At 76.2% G+C, this 21629-nt stretch carries 14 protein-coding genes; 7 read left to right on the plus strand and 7 right to left on the minus strand.

Annotated features, from left to right (window positions below):
- Positions 1-32: 32 nt before the first annotated feature.
- The 5 genes from AB0N04_RS34520 to AB0N04_RS34540 all read right to left on the minus strand — a co-directional run bounded on the left by AB0N04_RS34520 (position 33) and on the right by AB0N04_RS34540 (position 9250).
- On the minus strand, positions 33-1442 hold the full coding sequence (locus tag AB0N04_RS34520) for a glycoside hydrolase family 16 protein (protein WP_360220668.1): 1410 nt from the start codon (positions 1440-1442) through the stop codon (positions 33-35).
- A complete protein-coding gene (locus AB0N04_RS34525; RefSeq protein ID WP_360220665.1) occupies positions 1439-3406 on the minus strand; it encodes a glycosyltransferase in 1968 nt (655 codons plus the stop codon). Before AB0N04_RS34525 ends, AB0N04_RS34520 begins: the two co-directional genes overlap by 4 nt.
- Positions 3385-4614 carry an aminoglycoside phosphotransferase family protein gene (locus AB0N04_RS34530; RefSeq protein WP_360220662.1) on the minus strand — a complete coding sequence of 410 codons (1230 nt, stop codon included), beginning with the start codon at positions 4612-4614 and terminating at the stop codon, positions 3385-3387. The genes AB0N04_RS34525 and AB0N04_RS34530 overlap by 22 nt, the downstream gene beginning before the upstream one ends.
- Positions 4611-7772, minus strand: a complete 3162-nt coding sequence (locus tag AB0N04_RS34535) for an HAD hydrolase family protein (protein WP_363365642.1) — start codon at positions 7770-7772, stop codon at positions 4611-4613. The genes AB0N04_RS34530 and AB0N04_RS34535 overlap by 4 nt, the downstream gene beginning before the upstream one ends.
- A 104-nt stretch (positions 7773-7876) precedes the next feature.
- Entirely contained in the window at positions 7877-9250 is a 1374-nt protein-coding gene (locus AB0N04_RS34540; protein ID WP_360210638.1) for a hypothetical protein, read from the minus strand.
- A 235-nt stretch (positions 9251-9485) separates the two neighbouring features.
- Here AB0N04_RS34540 and AB0N04_RS34545 point away from each other — a divergent pair, with 235 nt between their 5' ends.
- From AB0N04_RS34545 to AB0N04_RS34555, 3 genes are all read left to right on the plus strand, one after another.
- The gene (locus tag AB0N04_RS34545) at positions 9486-10550 is read left to right on the plus strand and encodes a GNAT family N-acetyltransferase (RefSeq protein WP_360210640.1); all 1065 of its coding nucleotides are present in this window, start codon (positions 9486-9488) and stop codon (positions 10548-10550) included.
- 84 nt (positions 10551-10634) lie between these two features.
- Positions 10635-11546, plus strand: coding sequence for an alkaline phosphatase family protein (locus AB0N04_RS34550; RefSeq protein WP_360210642.1), 912 nt, complete (start codon positions 10635-10637; stop codon positions 11544-11546).
- Positions 11547-11644: 98 nt separating this feature from the next.
- Positions 11645-14851, plus strand: a complete 3207-nt coding sequence (locus AB0N04_RS34555; RefSeq protein WP_360210644.1) for a hypothetical protein — start codon at positions 11645-11647, stop codon at positions 14849-14851.
- Between the two features lie 139 nt (positions 14852-14990).
- On the opposite strand, the gene ribA is transcribed toward AB0N04_RS34555, so the two are convergent.
- On the minus strand, positions 14991-15620 hold the full coding sequence (gene ribA / locus AB0N04_RS34560; RefSeq protein ID WP_360210646.1) for a GTP cyclohydrolase II: 630 nt from the start codon (positions 15618-15620) through the stop codon (positions 14991-14993).
- Between the two features lie 386 nt (positions 15621-16006).
- Here ribA and gdhA point away from each other — a divergent pair, with 386 nt between their 5' ends.
- The 4 genes from gdhA to AB0N04_RS34580 all read left to right on the plus strand — a co-directional run bounded on the left by gdhA (position 16007) and on the right by AB0N04_RS34580 (position 20416).
- A complete protein-coding gene (gdhA, locus tag AB0N04_RS34565) occupies positions 16007-17395 on the plus strand; it encodes an NADP-specific glutamate dehydrogenase (RefSeq protein WP_360210648.1) in 1389 nt (462 codons plus the stop codon).
- Between the two features lie 131 nt (positions 17396-17526).
- Positions 17527-18402 (plus strand): AraC family transcriptional regulator, encoded by an 876-nt coding sequence (locus AB0N04_RS34570; RefSeq protein ID WP_360210650.1) that lies wholly within the window; start codon positions 17527-17529, stop codon positions 18400-18402.
- A 271-nt stretch (positions 18403-18673) separates the two neighbouring features.
- The gene (locus AB0N04_RS34575; RefSeq protein WP_360210652.1) at positions 18674-19582 is read left to right on the plus strand and encodes an NADP-dependent oxidoreductase; all 909 of its coding nucleotides are present in this window, start codon (positions 18674-18676) and stop codon (positions 19580-19582) included.
- A gap of 69 nt (positions 19583-19651) precedes the next feature.
- Positions 19652-20416 carry a VOC family protein gene (locus tag AB0N04_RS34580; RefSeq protein ID WP_360210654.1) on the plus strand — a complete coding sequence of 255 codons (765 nt, stop codon included), beginning with the start codon at positions 19652-19654 and terminating at the stop codon, positions 20414-20416.
- 44 nt (positions 20417-20460) lie between these two features.
- Here AB0N04_RS34580 and AB0N04_RS34585 read toward each other — a convergent pair whose 3' ends face one another.
- A complete protein-coding gene (locus AB0N04_RS34585) occupies positions 20461-21414 on the minus strand; it encodes an IS481 family transposase (protein WP_360210656.1) in 954 nt (317 codons plus the stop codon).
- Positions 21415-21629 lie beyond the last annotated feature (215 nt).

Raw genomic sequence — 21629 nt, forward strand, 5'->3', positions numbered from 1 at the left:
GGGTGCGGCCTCCCGGGGCGGCCCCGGGGGGCTCAGTGCTGCCAGACCCGCACCCAGTCCACCGTCATCCGCGCCGAGGAGACGTTCTGCGGCGGCGAGCTCGGGTACCCGACGGCCAGGTTGAGCAGCAGCTCCATCGGCTCGTCCGGGATCTTCGACGGGTCGGTGACCCGGTAGCGCTGGACGCCGTCGACGTACCAGGTGAGCGAGTCGCTCTCCCAGTCGAGCGCGAACACGTGGTCGCCCGCGGGGAAGTCCTGCGGGCCCCAGCGCTGCCACTGGTCCTTGGGGCTGCCGTCCGGCCCGGTGAAGTGCACGGTCATCTGCACGTACTGGGTGGTGGAGATGAACTCGGCGACGTCGAGTTCGGGCGGGGTGGTGCGGGAGGCCGGCAGGAGCCAGAAGGCGGGGAACATGCCGGCCTCCGGGGGGATGCGCACCGCCGCGGCGAAGTAGCCGCGGGTGAAGGTGTGCCGCGGTTGCGCGTTCCAGGAGTCCCGGCCGGTCGAGACCATGCCCGAGGTCCACGGGTAGTCCTTGCCGTCGCTCCCGCGGGTGTCCGAGCGGTCGGCGCTCAGGGTCAGCCGGCCGTCGCCCACGCCGACCTGCTGCGGGAGGTACCACTGCAGCTCGTGGTTGCCGGCGTTGGTGCAGCCGTCCTGGTTCCAGTCGTAGCAGGTGGCCCACTTCGCGTGGTCGAGCGTCGTGCCGTCGAAGTCGTCCTGGAAGGCCAGGTGCCAGGCGCCGGGGGCCGCCGGGGCGGTCGGGCCGGCGGTGGGGCTGCTCGCCCCGGCGCCGCTCGGCGGGGTGGACACCGTCACCGTGGCGGCCGGGCCGCCCCCGGCGCACGCGGCGACCAGCAGCAGCGCCGCCGCGCCCGCGCCGGCCCCGCCGACGCGCTTGCGCCACCGCCATCGTCGGCGCCGCCTTCCGGCCGTGCGGTCGCCGTCCGTGCCGCCGCCCTGGTCGTCCGGGTCGCCCTGGTCGCGTGCGGGTGTGCCGCGTCCGCCCCGGTCGGGGTCGCCCGGACCGCCGTCGCCGTCCGGGCCGTCCGGGCCGTCCGGGGGAGGTCTGCGGCCGCGCGGGCGGCACTGCGGCAGCGCCAGCAGCGTGGTGGCGGCGGCCACCGCCCCCAGCGCCCAGCCGCTGATGAGCCCGCCGGCCAGGTAGAACCCCACGATGATCACCGTGTCGACGGCCAGGCTCAGCGCCACCGCCAGCACCCAGTACTCCAGCGGGTCCATCGGCGCACCGCGCGCGGCCAGCGCCGGCCGGGCCGACCGCACCGCGGCCAGGCCCGGGCACAGCAGCAGGAACGCGCCGGCCACGGCCACCCGGACGGGGTCGGCGTCGGCGAGCGCGTAGACGGCCAGGGCCGCCCACCCGGACAGCGCCAGGGCCCACCCGGCCCGGGCGGCGGTTGCGGACGAGGTGCCGTTCACGGCCCGCCTCCTGGCTGGGGGACGGCACCGCCCGGGAGCTGCGGGGCCGGCGACGGGCCCGCGGCCGGCTCCTGGCCGGGCAGCGGGTTGGGGACGAAGCGGTACACCACGGCGTCCTGGTTCTGGTACACCAGGTCGAACCCGGGGGTCCGGGACACCACCTCCGCGAGCCGGTCCTCCAGGTCCGCCGGGCAGATGCCGGTCAGCCGGCACTCGGCGGCCTGCGCCCGGCTGAGGACCAGGTACGCGGGCACACCGGGGTGGGTGAAGCCCACCGCGGCCTCCAACCCGCCCAGCGGGTCCTGGTTCAGCAGCTCCCGGGTCTGCGGGGTCGTCTCGGCCAGCCGCACCCCGGGGTGCTGGTCGTAGCCCTCGTAGATGCCCGGCACGCTGCCGGTCATCGACACCACCACCGAGTACGGTGGCGCGGCCTTGAGGAGCTGTTCGGTCGCGGCGACCTCGCGGTCGTCGTACCAGTTCATCCGCTCCTTGCTGTCGTAGCCGAAGAAGAGCCCGCCGAGCAGGGCCAGGAACAGGACCAGCGAGCAGGCCGCGCGCAGCCGGGGCCGCGGGGAGGGCCGCAGCACGAGCGCCGCCAGCATGAACGCGCAGGCGGGCAGCGCGAACAGGTAGGTGCGGAAGATCATCTCCCCGCCGTAGCTGTTCGCGGCAAGCAAGGGCACCGGGGCCAGCGCCAGGTAGGGCAGCGGGGTGCGCCGCAGCCACGGCCGGCGGACGAAGGCGATCACGGCCAGCAGGACGACCGTCGCGGACAGCCCGCGGTCGATCCAGTCGACCGTGACCTGCTGCGGCGCGGCGATCCCGAGGTTGGCCAGACCGGCGCTGATGTTGGAGTCCGGTGTGGTGAGCGCCTTGGTGAACTGGCCCAGGTTCGCGGACAGGTACGGGCGCGCCACGGTGGCGTCCCACACCACGGTCATCGCCACGGCGGCCGCCAGGGCGGGCAGCACCACCCGGCGGTTGCGGCGGGGGATCGCGAGCGCGGCGAGCGAGCTGATCAGCATCAGCGGGGTCAGCTGGTGCGAGCAGACGATCGCGGCCTCCAGCACCAGGACCATCAGGAACCGGATCGGCATCCACCCGTCGCCCGCGGCCGCGCCGGCCGGGCCGGCCGCAAGCCCCGTCGCCGGTGCCGGGGCGGCCGACCGGTGCGAGCCGCCCGGTGGCGCGGGGCCGGGCGCCCGGCCCGCCCGGTCCGTCCGGTCGGGCAACTGGCGGACCACCACGGCGATCACCGCGAGGAAGAGCACCAGGGCGAAGGCCTGGGGCGAGAAGTAGTCCTGCCCCACCCAGGAGCAGGAGTAGTAGACCCAGGCCGCGCCCCACACCAGCGTCCGGTCGGTGCTGATCGCCCGGTAGAGCAGCAGCAGCGGGGCGAGCAGCAGCGCGTTGAACAGCGGCGGGCCCCAACTCGCGTACCCGAGCGCCGAGTGCAGGCCGGTGAGCCGCAGCAGCAGCCCGTTCAGCACGAAGAAGCCCGGCCACTGGTTGTACGGGTCCAGCGTCCCGGCCTGCGGGACGGGGCCGCCGTGGCGCAGCATCGCGTCGATCACGGCGACGTGCTTCCACGCCCAGGAGTACCGCAGGTTGGCGTAGAGCAGCGTGGGCGTCGCGTGGACGACGGCGATCAGGGCCAGGACGTACCCGGCGAGCCACCACTGGCGGAGCCGGCGGTCGCGCAGCACGAGCAGGAAGCCCGCGGTCAGCAGGCCGGCCGCCGTCCAGTACAGGACCGGCAGCACCTGCAGCAGGCCGAGGTCGCCCATCCGCTCCAGGTGGACGTGGCGCAGCGAGAGCAGCCACAGCAGCAGCGAGACCGGCAGCAGCGCGCGGCCCGTCAGCGAGGGCAGCCGGCCGAACCGGCGGGGGCGGCGCTGCGTCGCCCCGGCGGCGGGCGGCCGCCCGGGCGCCGACACCGGCGTCACGGCCGGGTCGCCCGCCATGTGGCGGCCTCCTCCAGGAGCGGGGTCACGTTGCGCGAGACCCACCAGTGGCTGCGCGCGTAGCGGGGGGACTTGGTCACGTTCGAGACGACGTGCCACAGCCAGGTCAGCAGGGGCAGCACCGCGTCGTCCGGCGGTCCGGCCGGGCCGCTGCGGCGCAGGTCCACCAGGTCGTCGCGGGTGCCGTCGATCAGGGCGAGGTCCGGCCCGGGCAGTGCGCCGTGGCGCACCATCTCCCGGACGGCGCTGCCGAGCTGGCGGCCCTCCCGGCGGCAGGCCAGGGCTATCACGAAGGTGTAGGCGTCGATGGCGCAGGGGCCGTCCGGGCGGGCGCCGCCCCAGTCGAGGATCCCGGTGACCCGGCTGCCCCGGCCGTCGAACAGGACGTTGCCGGCGTGGAAGTCGCCGTGGGTCCAGGCGACGGTGGTCTCGGCGCCCGCGAGGCCGGCCCGCAGCCGGTGGCGCAGGGCCGCCAGCCCGGCGGCCCCCTTCCCGGTGCGGCACCAGGGGATGTCGGTGCCGAGCACGCCCAGCGGCTCGTCGACCCAGGCCACCAGCCGGCCGGTGGCGGTCTCGGTGCGCCCGGTGGCCCGGTGCAGCTCGGCCACGGCGGTGAGCGCGCGCTCGGCGACCCCGTCGTCCGCGCCGGGGGCGGCCAGCAGCTCGTCGGCGGTGGTCCCGGGCAGCCAGCTCTCGGTGATCAGCGGCAGCGGCCCGGTCAGCTCCTGGTGGACGGGCACGGGGACGAGGGCGCGCCAGCCGCCGAGCCGGGCGTCGGCGGCCAGGGTCTCCAGCACCCGCCACTCGTGGTCGAGGGAGGCCACCGCGTGGCCGGTGCGGGCGTGCTTGACCGCCAGCCGCTCCCGGCCGGGGGCGTCGAGGGAGAGCACCAGGACGTCGGCCAGCCCCGGGGGCCCGGGCCGCAGGGTGCAGGTGCCGTCCAGGCCCAGCCGGCGGGCGATCCTGCGGGACTTCCAGTGGTCGGTGACGCGGTAGACCAGCCGGGCCCGGCGCAGCGGCAGCAGCGCCCGGGGGGAGGACCGTAGCCGGGGGGCGTGCCCGCCCGCGCCCGGGTGCCCGGGCGGCAGTCGGCGGGCCCGGCGCAGCACCAGTTCCGCGGCGAGTGCGCACTGCGCGGCCAGCACGGACCGGGCCCGTGCCCGGTACGGCTGCGGGGCGCGGCGCAGGCGCTGGACCGCCGGGCTCATCCGGCCCGGCCCGGGCGGTTCGGCGCGGCCGGTGCGGCCGCGGCAGGGGGTGCGGTCCGGCCGGCCCGGGCGGGCGGCGCGGTGCGGGTGGTCCGGGGGGCCCCGGCGGCCCGGGGGGTCCGGGTGGCCGGCGTCGTGCGCGCGGCCGCCACGGCCAGCCGGGCCAGCCGCAGCGGCGCGCCGGAGCGGCCCGCCTCCGGCACGGCGAGCACCGCCAGCAGGGCGCGGGCGTCGGCGGGCGGGCGCGGTGCCCGGCACAGCGGGCAGCCGCCGGGCCGGTGCCCGATCAGCCGGCCCACCGCCTCGGCGAGGCCGGCCTGGTAGGCGCGCCGCGTCACCGGGACGCCGGCCGCCCGGACGGCCCGCTCCGCGTTCGCCGGGGCCGCGCCGCGCCCCGCCCAGCCCAGCAGCTCCACGTCGGCGACGCCGTCGCCGACCGCCAGCGCGGGCGGCCCGTCCGCCCCGAGCCGGGCCAGCAGGGCCCGCGCCCCGGGGGCCTTCCCGCAGCCGCGCGGGACGAAGTCGGTCTGGGCCTGGCCGGGCACCGTCGTGAACAGCCGGCCGAACGGCTCCTCGGCGAGCAGGGCCGCGACGGCCTGCGGCGCCGGCGCGTGCCGCCGGCCGTCCCGGGGCGAGCGGACGGAGGCCCGGACGCACCAGCGGGAGAGCGGGTCGGCGGCGGCGGGCTGGTCGAGGGCGGCCAGCCGGGCGCGCAGCCCGCCGTCGCCGGCCCGGCGGCGCTCGTGGTCGAGCAGGACCTCGGTGCTGCCGGACACCGCGTCCACCAGGACCGCCCCGTACTCGGCCACCCCGCCGTCCAGCCGGTAGGCGGCGCAGCGGTCGGCGACTTCGGGGCCGGAGCGCCCGGTGGCGAGCACCGTGCGGTAGCCGTGCGCCCGCAGCGCGCGCAGCGCCAGCGCGCCGGCGGGGGAGGAGGCGGGGAAGCCGAGCACGTCGGACTCCAGCACCCCGTCCACGTCGAGGACGCAGCACGGCCCCCGCGGCTCGGTGTCCAGGTCCGCCAGGTAGACGGCGGAGAGGAAGCGCTGCACGGCGCGCGCCTGGGCCCGCCGGGCGTCGGCCCGGGTCCGTTCGGAGGGCGGCAGGCCGTCCTGCACGGCGGCGTGCCGGGCCTGGACCAGCCGCAGCAGGCACCAGCGGGCGTCCGACACGTCCTCTCCGGTGAGGCGGCGGTACTCGGCGAGCAGCTCGGCGTCGTCGTCCGCGGGGCGGTCGGGGGCCTGGTCCGCGGCGGTGTCCGTCGTGGTGTCCCTCGTGGCGTCCGCGGGGGTGTCCGGGGCGGTTTCCCGGGCGGGGCCCGGGGCCGGGGCGGGGTCCGGGGCCGGGGCGGGGTCCGGGGCCGGGGCGGGGTCCGTGGTGCCGGGCGCGGGGCGGCGCGCGGCGCCGGCGAGGTCGTAGACGGCGTCGTAGCTCGCCAGGTTGAGGTGGCCGAAGGCGCCGTCGGCGTAGGCGGTCTTGCGCCAGCCGCCGCCGCTCCCGTGCCCGCTGCTGCCACCTCCGCTGCCCGCGCCGTCCGCGCCGTCCGCCGTCCAGCGGTGGCGCGCGGTCAGGCCGTCGGTCACGCAGGGGCGGGCCGGGGTCAGCAGGGTGCGGGTCAGCCGGTCCAGCAGCAGCGGACGGAGCAGCGTGTGCAGCCGGCCGACCACCGGCGCCAGCTGGCGGGCGGAGGCCTCCCAGACCGGGTCGCGACCGGCCAGCAGCAGGCTCCGGTCGGCGGGTACGGCCAGCAGCCGCTGCCGGGCGGCGACGTAGCGGGCGACCTCGGCGGGCGGCACGCCGTGCCGGTCGGCCGGCCGGTGCTCCGGCCGGGGGCGGACCAGCACGCCGTCGGCGATCCCGAGCGGCTCCGGGACCAGTCCGGCGAGCGCACCGGCCACCGTCGCCGCGTACGACCCGAAGTAGCCGACCCCGGCCCACTCGGCGAGCAGCGGCAGGCTGCGCACACCGCCGTCCGGGTCGACCACGCTGGCCGAGCAGGGCACCGCCAGGTGCGCGCGGCGGGAGAGCGGCCCCGGGGCGTCGGCCGTCAGGTCCAGCAGGCGCCGGCCGGGCGGCAGCAGCCGGGCGACCGCCGCGGCCAGTGCGGTGGGCCCGAGCAGCGTCCGGACGTGCCAGTCGCGGCCCGGGAGGGTCACGCAGGGCAGGCGGCGCAGGGCGGGCGGAAGGGCGCCCGCGTCGTCGAAGGACGCCAGGACGGGGACGACCGAGTCCGGTGCGAAACCGCCGCGGACGGCCAGACCGGCGAGGCCCGCCAGGGAGCCGCCGGTCACCGGCGGGTCGTCGACCAGCAGCACCAGCCCCGACCTGCGGCGCAGCTCGCGCACCAGCGCCGCCCGGCCCGGCAGCAGGGCTGCGCCCGGACGGGTGGTGCCGACCACCACCTCCCGGTGGCCGAGGCCGCGCAGCGCCGCCGCGAGCAGCGGAGCCAGGTGACTGCCGGAGGTGCGTACGCCCAGGACGAGCAGGGGGCGGTGACGGTCCGGGTGACGTGCGGTGACCAGCCGGGCCAGGGCGACGCAGTCCTGCGGGTGCTGGTCGAAGCTGCGGAAGCAGGCGGGCGGGCGCTGCACCGCCCCGGCGAGCAGCCGCCGGGCGCCGGGCAGCCGGCCCAACGCGGCCACCGCGGCGCGCAGTTCCGCCACCAGGTCGACGGCGTCCGGGTCGACGGCGTCCGGGCGGGTGGTGTCCGGGCCGGCGGTGTCCGGGCGGGTGGGGCCGGGGTCGGCGCCGTCCGGGCCCTCCCCGTGCGGCCGGCCGGTGGCCGCCCCGTCCTGGAGCGCCAGTTCGGCGAGCCGGTCGCGCAGCGTCGCGAACCGCCCGCACCAGGCGCGCAGTCCACGGGCGGGCGGTACGGCCAGCCAGAGCCCCGTGGCCCCGCGCAGTCCGGCCCGGGCCGCCCCGACCGCGCCCGGCCGGGCGCCCTTCGCCAGGTGGTCCAGCAGCCGGCGGGGCCGCCACGCGGTGCCCTCCAGCACGTCCTCGACCACCTGGACCACACCGGCGCTCAGCAGGAAGGCGTCGAGCCACTGCCCGTCGGCGGCGCATACGAGGAGACGGCCGGTCAGCTCCGGCACCGTCAGGTGCAGGTCCACCGGTGCCGGTGCACCGTCGGCCGCCGCGGTCCGCACATCGTTCATTCGTGGACTCCCGTAAGCTCCCGAAAGCGGGGAAGCGCCCTCGGGACCGTGCAGGCGCTGTGCCTATCCACTCTAGGCACCAGGCGTCCAGGCTGCCCCCTCAGTCACCCCTCGCGGCCGCGCGCGGCCGCCGCCGGACCGGTCGGGGCGCCCCCGCCCCCGGGCGGCGGAGCGGGGAGCCACCAGGAGCGCCGCCACAGCAGCACGGCCGCCACCAGGGTCTGCCCGATCAGCCAGGCCGCGCCCGCGCCGTCGATGCCGAGCACCGGCAGCAGCAGCGCGGTCAGCGCCAGCACCGTGACCGAGAGCGACGCCAGCACGCCCACCACCACGCCCATCCGGCGCCGGGCCCGGGACAGGGCGACGACGGTGGTGGTGAGCAGGTTCGGCAGCGCGGAGAGCGCGAGCAGCCAGAGCACGACCGTGCCGTGGCGGGCGTAGTCCGCGCCGAACACCCGCAGCGCCCACGGCCCGACGGCGATCAGCAGCACCACCGCCGCCACCAGCACCCGACCGGAGTGGCGCAGCACCCGCCGGTAGTCGTCGAGCCGGGTGATGTCCCGGGCGGACTCCACGACCAGCGAGTAGCCCATGTTGGAGCTGAAGCAGTACAGCGCGAAGGGCGCCGTCCAGGCCAGCGAGAAGTACGCGCTGTCGGCGGCGCCGAGGTGGTTGAGCACCATCACGGGCGGCAGGTTGACCGCCGCCAGCCAGCACATCGCACCGGCGTAGTCCGCGGCCAGGTAGCCGAAGGTCGGTCTCGAGGTGTCCGCGGCGGCCTGCGGTGCGGCGCGCTGGTGCCGGGGCAGGGCGCGGCGGAAGACGAAGGCGTTCGTCACCACGAGGGCGAGCGCGAGGCCGGCCATCCAGGACACCAGGATCCCGTTCTCCGCGCCGAAGGCGACGAGGACGGCCAGCAGTCCGATCTTCTCGACCGCGAACAGCCCGTTCTCCAGGGCCACCCAGTCCGCCCGCCGCAGGCCGGTCAGGACGCCGTCCTGCAGGTTGAACACGGCGTAGCCGGCGGTCGCCACGACGAAGAACAGCCCCAGGCCCCAGCTGTGCAGGAAGTCCAGCCCGGGCGAGAGCCAGGGGATCAGCAGCACGAACCCGGCGGCGAGCACCAGGGTGACCGACGAGGCCACGGCGTAGGCCAGCCCCACGAGGCGCCCGGCGCGCCGGCCGGCGGAGGGCACGAAGCGCACCATCGCGTTGGCGAGGTTCAGTTGGCCGATTCCGCCGAGGAACATCATGGCCGAGACGGCGGCGACGTTGCGGCCGACGGTGGCCGCGTCGTACCAGTGGGCGGCCAGCGCCCAGTACAGGGCGCCGAAGGCCGAGGTCAGGAGTGAACTGACGGTCAGCAGATGGGCGTTGCGCAGCAGCGGGTCGTAGTTCCTGGCGGCGGTGAGGACGGCCCTGCCCCGCGACCGCAGGGACCGGGTGGCGGCGGGCGGGCCGCCGGATCCGTTGCTCACCACCAGCAGCTCCCGTCCTCGGCCTCCCCGGCCCGGTCGCGGCGCTCTGCCGGTACGGCCGGCCTGCCCATCCTATGACCGGGGGCCCGGCCGCCGCCCGGCCGCCGCCCGGCCACCGTGCTCCCCCGGGGGCGGGTTCGGGGGCGAGGAGCGGGCGGACCGGCGGGAACGCCCGGACGTCCCTAGCCTGGGAGGCGGGACCCCGGCCCGACGACCGGAGAGGAGCCCCCGTGCCATGCCCAGGAATCCGCCCGCCGGTGTGCGGGTGACCAGCCCGGTGCCGCGCGCCCTGTGGTGGGAGCTGCTCGGGCGGGACGGCGGCGCACTGGTGACGCAGACCCCGACGTGGCTCGACTGCCTCTGCGAGGCCTGGCCGCTGGAGGACGCGAGCCGGCTGTACCGCTTCGACGGCGGCCGCCGGATCCTCGTCCCGCTGGTGCGTCACCGGCGCCGGGGCACCCGGCTGCTGGCGGAGGAGTCCTGGCCCGGCTGGGGCGTCGGCGGGGCCCTCGTGCCGGACGGGGCACCGGACCTGCGGGAGGCCAGGGCCGTCCTGGAGGACCTCGCGCACCGGCCGGCCGTCCGGGTCGCCGTGCGGTTCAGCCCCCGGGCCTCCCCGGTCTGGGGCGAGGCCGCCCCCGGCGCCTTCGCGGCCTACGACCGCACCACCTTCCTGCTCGACCTCGACGGCGGGTTCGAGGAGGTCTGGGCCCGCCGCTTCCACGCCCGGGTCCGCCGGGGCGTGCGGCAGGCCGAGCGCGCGGGGGTGGAGGTGGAGGTCGACCGGACCGGCCGGCTGGTTCCGCTCTTCCAGCGCCTCTACCGGGAGTCGGTCGAGCGGTGGGCGGCGCAGCAGCACGAGCCGCCCGCCCTGGCCCGGTGGCGCCACCGCCGGGAGGAGCCGCCGCGCCTGCTGGAGGCGGTCGCCGAACGCTTCGGCCCCTCCTGCGCGATCTGGCTGGCGCGCTGCGGCGGGGAGCCGGCCGCCGCGATCGTCGTCCTGCGGCACGGGGACCACACCAAGTACTGGCGGGGCGCGATGGACCGGGCCCTGGCCAACCCGGTCCGCGCCAACCACCTGCTGCACCGCCTCGCCGTCGAGGACGCCTGCGCGGCCGGGAGCCGCTGCTACGACATGGGCGACGCCCGGCCGGACTCCTCGCTGGCCGAGTTCAAGGAGAGCTTCGGCGCCCGCGCGGTGCGCAACCCGGCGTACTACCGCGAGCGCCTGCCGCTGACGGCGGCCGACCGGCGGGTGCGCGGCGCGGTCAAGCGCGTCATCGGCTTCAGGGACGCCTGAGGCCCGGGCGGTTCGGCGGTGCCGGAGCAGCTCCGCCGGGCGGCAGCGCTTGCCGCGCCCGTCGGGGGCGACCAGGCTGGAGAGGTGATCCGGGCGGTGCCGCGGGCCGCCGACCGGCGCCGCCGAACGGGCGGGGCCGTCGGCGCGGCCGCCGCCGCCCTGCTGCTGGCGGGCTGCGCGGCCACCGTCTCCTCGCCGGCCACCGTCTCCTCGTCGGGCGCCGGGGGCGCGGTGCCCCGCCCCGACCACGTCGTGGTCGTGATGGAGGAGAACCGGTCCTACCCCGACGTCATCGGCCGGACCGACCAGGCGCCCTTCATCAACGCGCTCGCCGACCGCGGCGCCCTGTTCACCGGCTCCTTCGCCGTGGCGCACCCCAGCCAGCCCAACTACCTGGCGCTCTTCTCCGGTTCGGTGCAGGGCGTCACCGACGACTCCTGCCCGCAGACCTTCGGCGGCGCGAACCTCGGTTCCGCGCTGCGCACCGCCGGACTGTCCTTCGCCGGCTACTCCGAGGGCCTGCCGGCCGACGGCTCCACCGTCTGCGACAGCGGCGGCTACGCCCGCAGGCACAACCCGTGGGTGGACTTCGCCGACCTGCCGTCCGAGGTCAACCAGCCGTTCTCCGCGTTCCCGCACGACTACGCGGCGCTGCCGACGGTGTCCTTCGTCGTCCCGGACCTCACCCACGACATGCACGACGGCACCGTCCGGCAGGGCGACGACTGGCTCCGGGAGAACCTGGCCGGCTACGCCGACTGGGCCGCCACCCACAACAGCCTGCTGGTGGTCACCTGGGACGAGGACGACGGGAGCCCGGCCAACCGCATCCCCACCGTCGTGGTGGGCGGGCCGGTCGCCCCCGGGCACTACGGCGAGCGGATCGACCACTACCGGCTGCTGCGCACGCTGGAGGACGCCTACGGCCTGCCGCCGACCGGCGCCGCCGCGGCCACCGCCCCCATCGGCGACGTCTGGCGCCACGGCGGCGCGTAACGGCTTGGCCACAGGCCCGGTGAAAAGCGGTAACCGCTGTCCCGAAGCCGCGACATGATGATGCGTCAAGGTTGCGGCGGCGGGCGGGAGAGTGGCGGATGGCCGATGGCGTGCCGACGGGGACGGGGACGGGCCCGCGGACGAGGGTGGACCGGCGGCCCTGGGGCGGCCGGGAGGACGGCGCACCGGACCCGCCGACCAGGCTCGGACGCTTCCGCACCCCGCCCGACGCGCCGACCAGGGTCACCCCGCCACGCGGCGCCACCCCGCCGACCGTCACCCGGCGCCCGGCCCCCGCCCGCGGCGGCCACTTCGGCGGGGCCTTCCCCGCGGCCCTGCTCAACCGCTACGAGCCCTACGAGGTCGCCGGATCGGGCACCGAGGGGACGGTCTGGCACGTACGGCGCACCGACGGCGGCGGCGACGCCGCGGTGAAGGTCACCCGGGCCGGGCAGGGCATGGACGCCGAGCTGCTGGAGCACCTGCGCGACCCGGCCCACCGGCGGCACGTGCCCGAGATCGTCGACTACGGCCAGGTCGAGCACGCCGGGGTGGGCTGCGCCTGGGTGGCCATGGAGTACCTGCCGGTCACCCTGGCCGACCACGTCGCCGAGCTGCACCGGCAGGGCCGGCACACCGACGGGCGGGAGACCGACCGCATCGTCCGCGAGCTCGTGGACATGCTGGACTTCTGGCAGCGCCGGATCGAGCGCAACCCGGTGGACTTCAAGCCCTCCAACATCCTGGTCCGGCCCGGCGGCGCGGGCCCCGGGGAGTTCGTGATCGCGGACTTCGGCGGCATCGCCCGGCTCACCGCCAGCCGCAGCTTCACCCCCGAGATGCAGGTGACCGTCGCCTACATGGCGCCCGAACAGCTCGCCGGCGCCAACCACCCCGCCGGGCCCTGGTGGGGCCTGGGCAACGTGCTGTACGAGCTGTACTCCGGCCGGCCCCACTACCTCGACGCGGACGGCCTGCTGGTGAGCGACGAGGTGCTCCAGTACGACCTGGTCTTCGGCGAGGGGACGGACCTGTCCGCCGTCGCCGATCCGCGCCGGCTGCTGCTGCTCCAGGGCCTGCTGACCAGGAACCCGGCGCACCGCTGGCGGGCCCCGCAGGTCACCCGCTGGCTGGCGGGCGAGAGCCCGGTGGTGGTGCGGCCCCAGCGGCCCGCCCCGGGCCCCGGCGGCGGCCCCGCGCACCGCCCGGTGACCTTCCTCGGCGACCCGTACCACGCCCCGTCCGTCCTGGCCCGGAGCATGCTGAACCGCTCCGGGGAGGCGGCGGAGTGGCTCGTCGACGGCGGCGCGCAGCAGCTGCTGGCCTGGCTGCGCGACGAGGTCCGGGACACCCTCTTCGACCTGCACTACCTGCGGGCGGTCGACACCGCCCGCGGTGCGCGCCGGGCGGCGGCGGCCGCGCTCGCCGTCCTCGCCTTCGGCGCCGCCTTCGCGCCGTCCGCCGTCCCGGTCTACCGCGAGCGGCCGGTCGACGCGGACGGCCTCACCCGGATCGCCGCCGGGCCCGACGGCGTCGCCTTCGTCGACGAGCTGCTCGCCGCCTCGGTGCCGGCCGTCGCCGCCCGCTACGACTGCGACCACGCCGAGTGCTCCGGCGAGCACTGCGGGCGGCTGCTCGGGCTCGGCCGGGTCCCTCAGGTGGTGGCCGAGGCGGACCGCGCCGCCCACGAGCTCGGCGGCGGCCGGCGCAGCGGCGACGGCCTCGGCGCGGACGAGCGGGCCGAGGCGTACCGGCTCGCCGTCTGGCTGACCGTCCAGCCCCAGGAGCACGCCCGGCTGCTGGCCCGGCTCTCCCCGCTGCCCGGCGCGCTGCACCGGCTGCCCCTGCCGGGCCGGCTCTCCGTGCTGCTGGCCGTGGTCGCGGCCGCCGTGGCGGACGCCGTGCTGGCCGCCTGGACGGCGGTGCGCGGCGGGCGGGCGGACGACGTGCGGCGCCGCTGGTCGCTGCTGCGCCGGCGCGCCGTGGCGGCGGACCCGGGGGAGGTGTCCGGATGCGCGGCCCTGGTCGCCGCCGAGGCGCTGCGGGCCCGGCGCGGCACGGTCGGGGCGGGCGCGCCCGGGCCGGCCGGCGCGACCGAACGCGGCGCAGCGGCGACCCGCACGGGCGGAGCGACCCGGACCGACCGGGCGGCGGCCGCCGCCCGCCGGCTCCGAGACCGGGCGGCCCCGCGGGTCCGCGCCTGGTGGGCGGACGCCCGCTCCGGCCTGCCCCGCCGGGCCGCCGCGGCCCTGCTGCTGCTCGTCGCCCTCGCCCTGCTGCTCTGGGCGGGCGCGCTGGCACGGCTCAGCGTGGACGCCGGGAACCAGCTGAAGGTCTTCCCGAACAGCCTCTTCGGCGGCCACCTGCGCACCGCCGGCGACCACGCGGCCCGGTCGGTGGCCCCGCAGCTGGGCGCGGCGCTCGCCGCGGCCCTCATCCTGGTCGCCTTCCCCGCCCGGGTCGGCCGGGGCACGGTCGCGCTGGTCGCCGCCGGGGCCGCGGCGATCGGCTACCTGCGGTTGGGGCCGCCGATGACGGTGCTCAAGCCGCCGCCGGCGGTGGTCGACCGGGTGGTGACCTTCGAGGGCGGGATGGGGAGCTGGGCCGGGGTGGCGGCCACCGTCGGCGTCGTGCTGGCGCTGGTGCTGGCCGAACGTGCCACCCGGCTGATGCGGGCGGCCCGGACCGCCCGGGACGACGGCGCCGGGCGGGCGCCGGGGCGGGCCCCCCGTCCGTCCGGCGCGACGGGCGGGGCGACGGGACGGGCGTCGGGCGGGGCGGCGAGTGGCGCGCCTCGCGGCGCGGGGGGTGGCGGCGGGGGCACCGCCGGCCGGCCGGCGGCCTCCCGGGACTGGCGGCCCGGCCCGGCGGGGGTGCGCGACCGCGTCCGGTTCGCGCTCGGCGGCACGGTGGTCCTGGTGCTCCTGCTCGGGTCGGCCGTCGAGGTGCGGCTGGCCGCCGTCGGGCACCACACCACCCCGGCGTCCTGGGGAACCGGCCAGGTCGGCGCCGCCTACCAGGCCGGCTTCACCCTGCTGCTGGCCGCGGTGTCGATCGCGTCCACCCTCGCCCGCGCCCGGACGGCCCGTTGGCTCTTCGCCCTCTGGGTGCTCGGCACGCTGCTGCTCGGGGCGCTGCCCCCGCCGCTCGGACCGATGGAGGCCCTGCGCATCCCGGTGGCCGGGCCGCTGTACCGGTCCGTCGCGGAGCTCTGGGGGCACGGCGCGTTCTGGGCGGCCGTCCTGGTCGCGCTCCCGCTCGCCTGCCTCGGCATCCAGCGGGCGGTGCTGCGCACGGGGCGCTGACGGCGGTTGCGGTCCTCGGGCCGGCGCCGCTGCGGGGGTGCTTCCCGGGGACGCTTCCCGGGTGGGAGTCCGGACGGGTTGGGCGGGGGGCGGGTCCGGGCGGGGTCCGGGCGGGTCGGGTCCGGGCGGGGCCGCGGGCTCAGCCGACCAGCAGGGAGAGCTCGATCGAGTGCCCGGTCCGCTCCGCCTTGGCCCGCAGGTAGCGGACGTTGCTGGCGTTCTGGTGCACGCCGGTCGGCACCCGGTGCCGGACGGTGACGCCGAGGTCGGCCAGCTGGGCGGCCTTGTCCGGGTTGTTGCTCAGCAGGTCGACGGTTGCGGCGCCGAGCGCGGCGAGCATCTGGGCCGCCGCGGTGTAGTCACGGCCGTCCTCGGGCAGGCCGAGCGCGGTGTTGGCGTCGTAGGTGTCCAGGCCGGAGTCCTGCAGGGCGTAGGCGTCGAGCTTGTTGTAGAGGCCGATGCCCCGGCCCTCCTGCCGCAGGTACAGCAGGAACCCGCCCGCCTCGGCGATCCGCTCGACGGACTCGCGCAGCTGCGGGCCGCAGTCGCAGCGGTCGGAGCCGAAGACGTCCCCGGTCAGGCACTCCGAGTGCAGGCGCACCAGCGGGGTGCCGCCCTCCGGCACCTCGCCGAACGCGAGCGCCAGGTGCTCGGCGCCGTCGGCGAGGCCGTGGAAGGTGAAGACCTCCGCCTCGGCGCGGTAGCCGTCGGGGAAGGACAGCGGGATGCGCACGCGCGAGCGCACCGTGGCGGGGCCGGGCTGCGGCATGGGTGGGCCTCCGTCGATGAGGGGTGGACCGGGCGGCTCCGGGTGAGCCGGGTGTCGACCGTACTCGGTCGTTCCAATTTGAACAACTGGGTACCGTCCGTGCCCACCGGGTGCACGCAGGCGCACAACAGCGCCCGCGCCCCACCTGTTCCCGACCTGTTCGCGACCCGTTCCCGTCGGCGTGAGCCCTTCCCGGACGCGGGGGTTCAGCCGGGCTCCATGCGGACCCGAGGGCGCTGCCGGATCGTACGGTCCGCGAGGTGAGGGGGTTTCAGCATGTGGATGTCCCGGGAGCCGGGTCCTGGACACTGCGAGACTTCCCCCGTTTCCTGGGCACGGGAACGCCTCGCGCACGACCACCGACGACCACGGAAGGTCCTGATCTGATGCCCACCAACCCTCACGCCGCCGCCTCCCCGCACCCCTTCGACGCCGAACAGCGCGTCATCGAGGCGCTCTACGCGGAGGTCGTCCGCCGGAACAGGGGCGAAGCGGAGTTCCACCAGGCCGTCCACGAGGTCCTGGAGACCCTCGGCCCGGTCCTCGCCCAGCGCCCCGAGCTCGTCGACGCCCGGATCATCGAGCGGATCTGCGAACCCGAGCGGCAGCTCATGTTCCGGGTGCCGTGGACGGACGACTCCGGCGCCGTCCACGTCAACCGCGGCTTCCGGGTCGAGTTCAGCAGCGCCCTCGGCCCCTACAAGGGCGGGCTGCGCTTCCACGCCTCCGTGAACCTCGGCATCGTCAAGTTCCTGGGCTTCGAGCAGATCTTCAAGAACGCGCTCACCGGGCTCGCCATCGGCGGCGGCAAGGGCGGCTCCGACTTCGACCCCAAGGGCCGCTCGGACGCCGAGATCATGCGGTTCTGCCAGTCCTTCATGACCGAGCTGCACCGCCACCTGGGCGAGCACACCGACGTCCCGGCGGGGGACATCGGCGTCGGCGGCCGGGAGATCGGCTACCTCTTCGGCCAGTACAAGCGGATCACCAACCGTTACGAGAGCGGCGTCCTCACCGGCAAGGGCCTCGGCTGGGGCGGCGCACAGGTCCGGACCGAGGCGACCGGCTACGGCTGCGTGATGTTCACCGCCGAGATGCTGCGCAGCCGCGGCGAGGGCCTGGACGGGCGGCGGGTCGCCGTCTCCGGCTCCGGCAACGTGGCCGTCTACGCCATCGAGAAGGCCCAGCAGCTCGGCGCGACGGTGCTCACCTGCTCCGATTCCTCCGGCTACGTGGTGGACGAGAAGGGCATCGACCTCGACCTGCTCAAGGAGGTCAAGGAGGTCCGGCGCGGCCGTGTCGCCGACTACGCCCGGCTGCGCGGCGGGCACGTCCGGTTCGTCGAGGGCCCGGGCGTGTGGAGCGTGCCCTGCGACGTCGCGCTGCCCTGCGCCACCCAGAACGAGCTGACCGAGGCGGACGCGCTGGCCCTGGTCCGCAACGGCGTGCAGGCGGTCGCCGAGGGCGCCAACATGCCCACCACGCCGGAGGCGGTGCGGGTGTTCCAGGCGGCCGGAGTGGCCTTCGGCCCCGGCAAGGCGGCCAACGCGGGCGGCGTGGCGACCAGCGCGCTGGAGATGCAGCAGAACGCGTCGCGCGACTCCTGGACCTTCGCCGCCACGGAGGAGCGGCTCGCCGGGATCATGAAGCACATCCACGACTCCTGCTTCACCACCGCCGAGCGCTACGGCCACCCGGGCGACTACGTGGTGGGCGCCAACATCGCCGGCTTCGAGCTGGTCGCGGACGCGATGCTGGCCCAGGGCCTGGTCTGAGCCACCCCGCCGCACTGCTGCCGCTCCGGTCGGGTCCTGCCGTACCCGACCGGAGCGGGCACCGATCGTCGGGTACGGCAGGGTGGGTCCTTCCTACGGTGGAGATCAGCAAGGGAAGGACGGGGGCAGGAGTGCTCGAACACCTCAACCGGGCGATGGACGAGATCGACCGGAACCTGGACCGCGAGATCGACGTGGCCGCCCTGGCGCGGATCGCGATGACGTCGGAGTACCACTTCCGGCGGCTGTTCTCGATGCTCGCCGGGATGCCGCTGTCGGAGTACGTCCGCCGTCGGCGACTCACCGTCGCCGGGGCGGAAGTCCTCGACGGCGAAAGGACGTTGCTCGACATCGCGGTCAGGTACGGCTACACCTCGGGCGAGGCGTTCGCCCGGGCCTTCCGGGCGATGCACGGGGTCGGCCCCGGCGAGGCCCGGCGCAGCGGTGCGGTGCTCACCTCCCAGCCCCGGATGTCCTTCCGACTCGTCGTGGAGGGAAGCAGCAGCATGGAATACCGGATCGTCGAGAAGCCGGACTTCCGGATCGTCGGCAGGAAGGCCCGGGTCACCCTGATCTACCAGGGCGTCAACCCGGGGATCGCCGAGTTCATCAGGGGGCTCGGCAAGGACACCGTCGAGCGGATCGCGGAGCTCACCGGCCGGGATCCGGTCGGCATCGTGTCGGTGAGCGACGACTTCTCCGCCAACCGGGAGGAGGGCTCCGAACTCGACTACTGGCACGCGGTGGTGGCGCGCGAGGACGCCGTCGTCCCGGACGACCTGGACGTCCTGCACGTCCCGGCCGGGATGTGGGCCGTGTTCACCAACAGCGGGCCGTTCCCGCAGGCCCTGCAGGAGATGTGGGGGGACGTGGCCGCGCAGTGGTTCCCGTCCAACCCGTACGAGGCCCGGCCGGGCCCGGAGATCCTGCAGACCCGTTTCGTCCCGGGGTCGCCCGACGCCGAGGCGGAGCTGTGGATCCCCGTGGCCCGGGCCGTACGGAGCTGACGGCCGGCGGGTGCGGGTGCGGGTGCGGGTGCGGGTCGGCCGACAGCCGACGGATAACAGGTAACAGATGACAGCAGACAGCGGACAGATGACAGATTTCGAAATCTGTTATCTGTCTGCTGTCATCTGTTCGCCGTCTCGGCCCCTGCCCCCGGCTCGCACCCGCGGCCCCCGTTCGGCCCACCAGCGCCCGCCCCCGCCCCGCCCGTCCCCGCATGCTGGCCTGGGGCCCCGGGGGAGCAGGAGCCGCGACCGAGGAATGGGATCAGCGATGGCCAAGGCGTTCGGCTTCGTCGACTACGGCGGGCCGGAGACACAGGAGTTCATGGAGCGCCCGGTCCTGGAGGCCGGCCCCGGACAGCTGGCGATCGCGGTCCGCGCCGCGGGCGTGAACCCGGTGGACTGGAAGATCCGCCGCGGCCTGCTCGGCCGGGAGCGGACCCTTCCGGCCGTCATGGGCCAGGAGGCCTCCGGGGTGGTGCAACAGGTCGGCCCGGGCGTCACCGGGTTCACCCCCGGCGACGAGGTGTTCGGCCTCGCGGCCGCCGGCGCGTTCGCCGAGCAGACGCTGCTGCGCGCCGACGCGAGCGCGCTCAAACCCGGCGGCGTCGGCTTCGACCGGGCCGCCGTACTGTCCGTCTCGGTGGCCACGGCGGACGACGCCGTGCGCGACCTCGGCCTCGGGGCGGGCCGGACGGTGCTCATCCTCGGCATCGCCGGTGGCGTCGGCAGCGCGGCCGCCCAGATCGCCCGCAGTCGCGGCCTGACCGTCATCGGCACGGCGAGCGACGCCAACCGGCAGCACGTGGAGTCCCTCGGTGCGGTCCAGGTGCGCTACGGCGAGGGTGTCGCCGAGCGGATCGCCGCTGCCGCGCCCGACGGCGTCGACGGCGTCCTGGACCTGGTCGGCGGTGTCGCCCTCCGGGAGGCCGCCGGCCCGCTCAAGGGCCGGGTGGAGCTGGTCAGTACGGCCGACCCGGTCACCGTCGCGGAGCTCGGCGGCCGTTACGTCACCCGCTCGACCACCCCGGAGACCCTCGCCGATCTGGCCGCCCTGGTCGCCGCCGGCGAGCTGGACCCGCACGTCACCGGCCGCTATCCGCTGGACCGGGCGGTCGAGGCGGTCTCCGCCGTCGAATCCGGGCACGCCCGGGGCAAGGTCGTTCTTGAAATCGCTTGAAAAACAAGATTCGTGACGATTCATCAGATCCCGTCGAAGAACGTTCAGAGAGAGTCGAGAGTAGAGGCCATGAAGCAGAATTCAGTGACCATGGACGGCCCCTGCTGGGTCGAGCTGGGCACCTCGGACCCGGCCGCCGCCAAGGCCTTCTACCGCGAGCTGTTCGGCTGGCGTGCCGAGACCGACCCCCGGCCCGAGGCCGGCGGCTACACCCAGATGTTCCTCGGCGACGCCCCGGCCGCCGGACTCACCCCGCTGTTCACGCCGGACCAGCCCACCGCCTGGACGGTGTCCTTCGCCGTGCCCGACACCGACGTCGTCGTCGCCCTGGTCAAGGACGCGGGCGGCCGGGTCCTGATGGAGCCGGCCGAGGTGTTCGACCTGGGCCGGTTCGCGGTGGCAGCGGACCCGTCCGGGGCGGTCTTCTCGCTCTGGCAGGCCCGCGCCTTCCAGGGCGCCGGGGTGCTCAACGAGCCCGGTGCGCTCGGCTGGGTGGAGCTGCTCACCCGCGATCCGGTGACCTCCGCGGCGTTCTACCCGGAGGTGTTCGGCTGGTCCGTGAGCCGCTCCGACCAGTACACCCAATGGGGCGTGCACGGTGGGGACTTCGGCGGCATGCTGGTGATGGACGACCGCTTCCCGCCGGAGGTGCCGCCGCACTGGCTGCCGTACTTCTCGGTCGCGGACGTCGACAACACCGTCACCCGGGCGAGCGGCCTCGGCGCGGACGTGCTGATGCCCGCCACCGACGTACCGGAGGGCCCGCGGATCGCGGTGCTGCGCGATCCGCAGGGCGCGGCGTTCGGGGTCTACCTGGCCGGCACCGAGGGCTGAGCCGGCACCGAGGGCCGATCCGGCCCCGAGGGCCGATTCGGCTCCTAGGTGTTCTGTCCCGTGAGGTTGGGGATGCGGCTGGCGGGTGGTTTGCCTGCGAGTGCGGTGTGTCCGCGGTGGTGATTGTAGGTGTGGAGCCAGGTGGGGTAGGCGTCTCGGCGTTCCTGTTCGGTGCGGTAGGGCCTGGCGTAGGCCCATTCGTCGAGCAGGGTGCGGTTGAAGCGTTCGACCTTGCCGTTGGTCTGGGGTCGGTAGGGGCGGGTGCGTTTGTGTGCGATGCCCTCGGTGGCGAGGGCGTCGCGCCAGGCGTGTGACTTGTAGCAGGCGCCGTTGTCGGTCATGACGCGCTGGACGGTGATCCCGGCCCGGGCGAAGAACGCGTTCGCCCGGGCCCAGAACGCGGCGGCGGTCTCCTTGCGTTCGTCGGTCAGGATCTCGCTGTAGGCCAGGCGGGAGTGGTCGTCCACGGCGTTGTGCAGGTAGCTGTATCCGGCGCCGGAGCGGGTCCTGCGGCCGGCCTGGCGGCCCAGGCTCTTGTGGCCGCCGCCGTCGGGGATGTTGCCGAGCTTCTTGATGTCGACGTGGACCAGTTCGCCCGGTGCGGCGCGTTCGTAGCGCCGCACCGGGCGTCCGGTGGCGCGGTCGAGGTGCGCGAGTCGGGCGAGGCGGTAGCGGACCAGGACCCGGTGGACGGTGGCCGGGTTGAGTCGCAGCAGGTAGGCGATGCGGGCCGGTCCCCAGCGGCGCAGGACGCGGACCTTGACGATCCGCCGCTCGGTGCGGGACGGCAGCCGGCGCGGGCTGTGGTGCGGGCGGCTGGAGCGGTCGCTCATGCCGGCCTCGCCGAGCGCGCGGTAGCGGTCGGCCCAGCGCTTGGCCGTGGTCGGCGAGACCTGGAAGCGCTCGGCGGCCCGCCGCAGCGGCCAGCCGTCCTCGACCACGCAGCGGGCCAGAGGCAGGCGTCCGGTCTCGGTCAGCGGTGCGTTACGGTGTGGCATGAGGGCCTTTCTGGGAGCCGGTGCAGATGTCGCAATCCACACCGAGCCAGAAGGCCCTCACTCATTTCAAGATCGCCAGGCCGTGAACCCCGTCACCAACCTCCGTGGTCAGAACACCTAGGGCCGGACCGGCGCGCGGGGCGGCCGTACCGCGCACCGCCCCGCGCGCCGGGCGCCCAGGCGGCGCCGGGCTCGCCGGAGGCCCGGCGCCCACC

Source organism: Kitasatospora sp. NPDC051702 (assembly GCF_040681575.1).
GTDB lineage: Bacteria > Actinomycetota > Actinomycetes > Streptomycetales > Streptomycetaceae > Kitasatospora.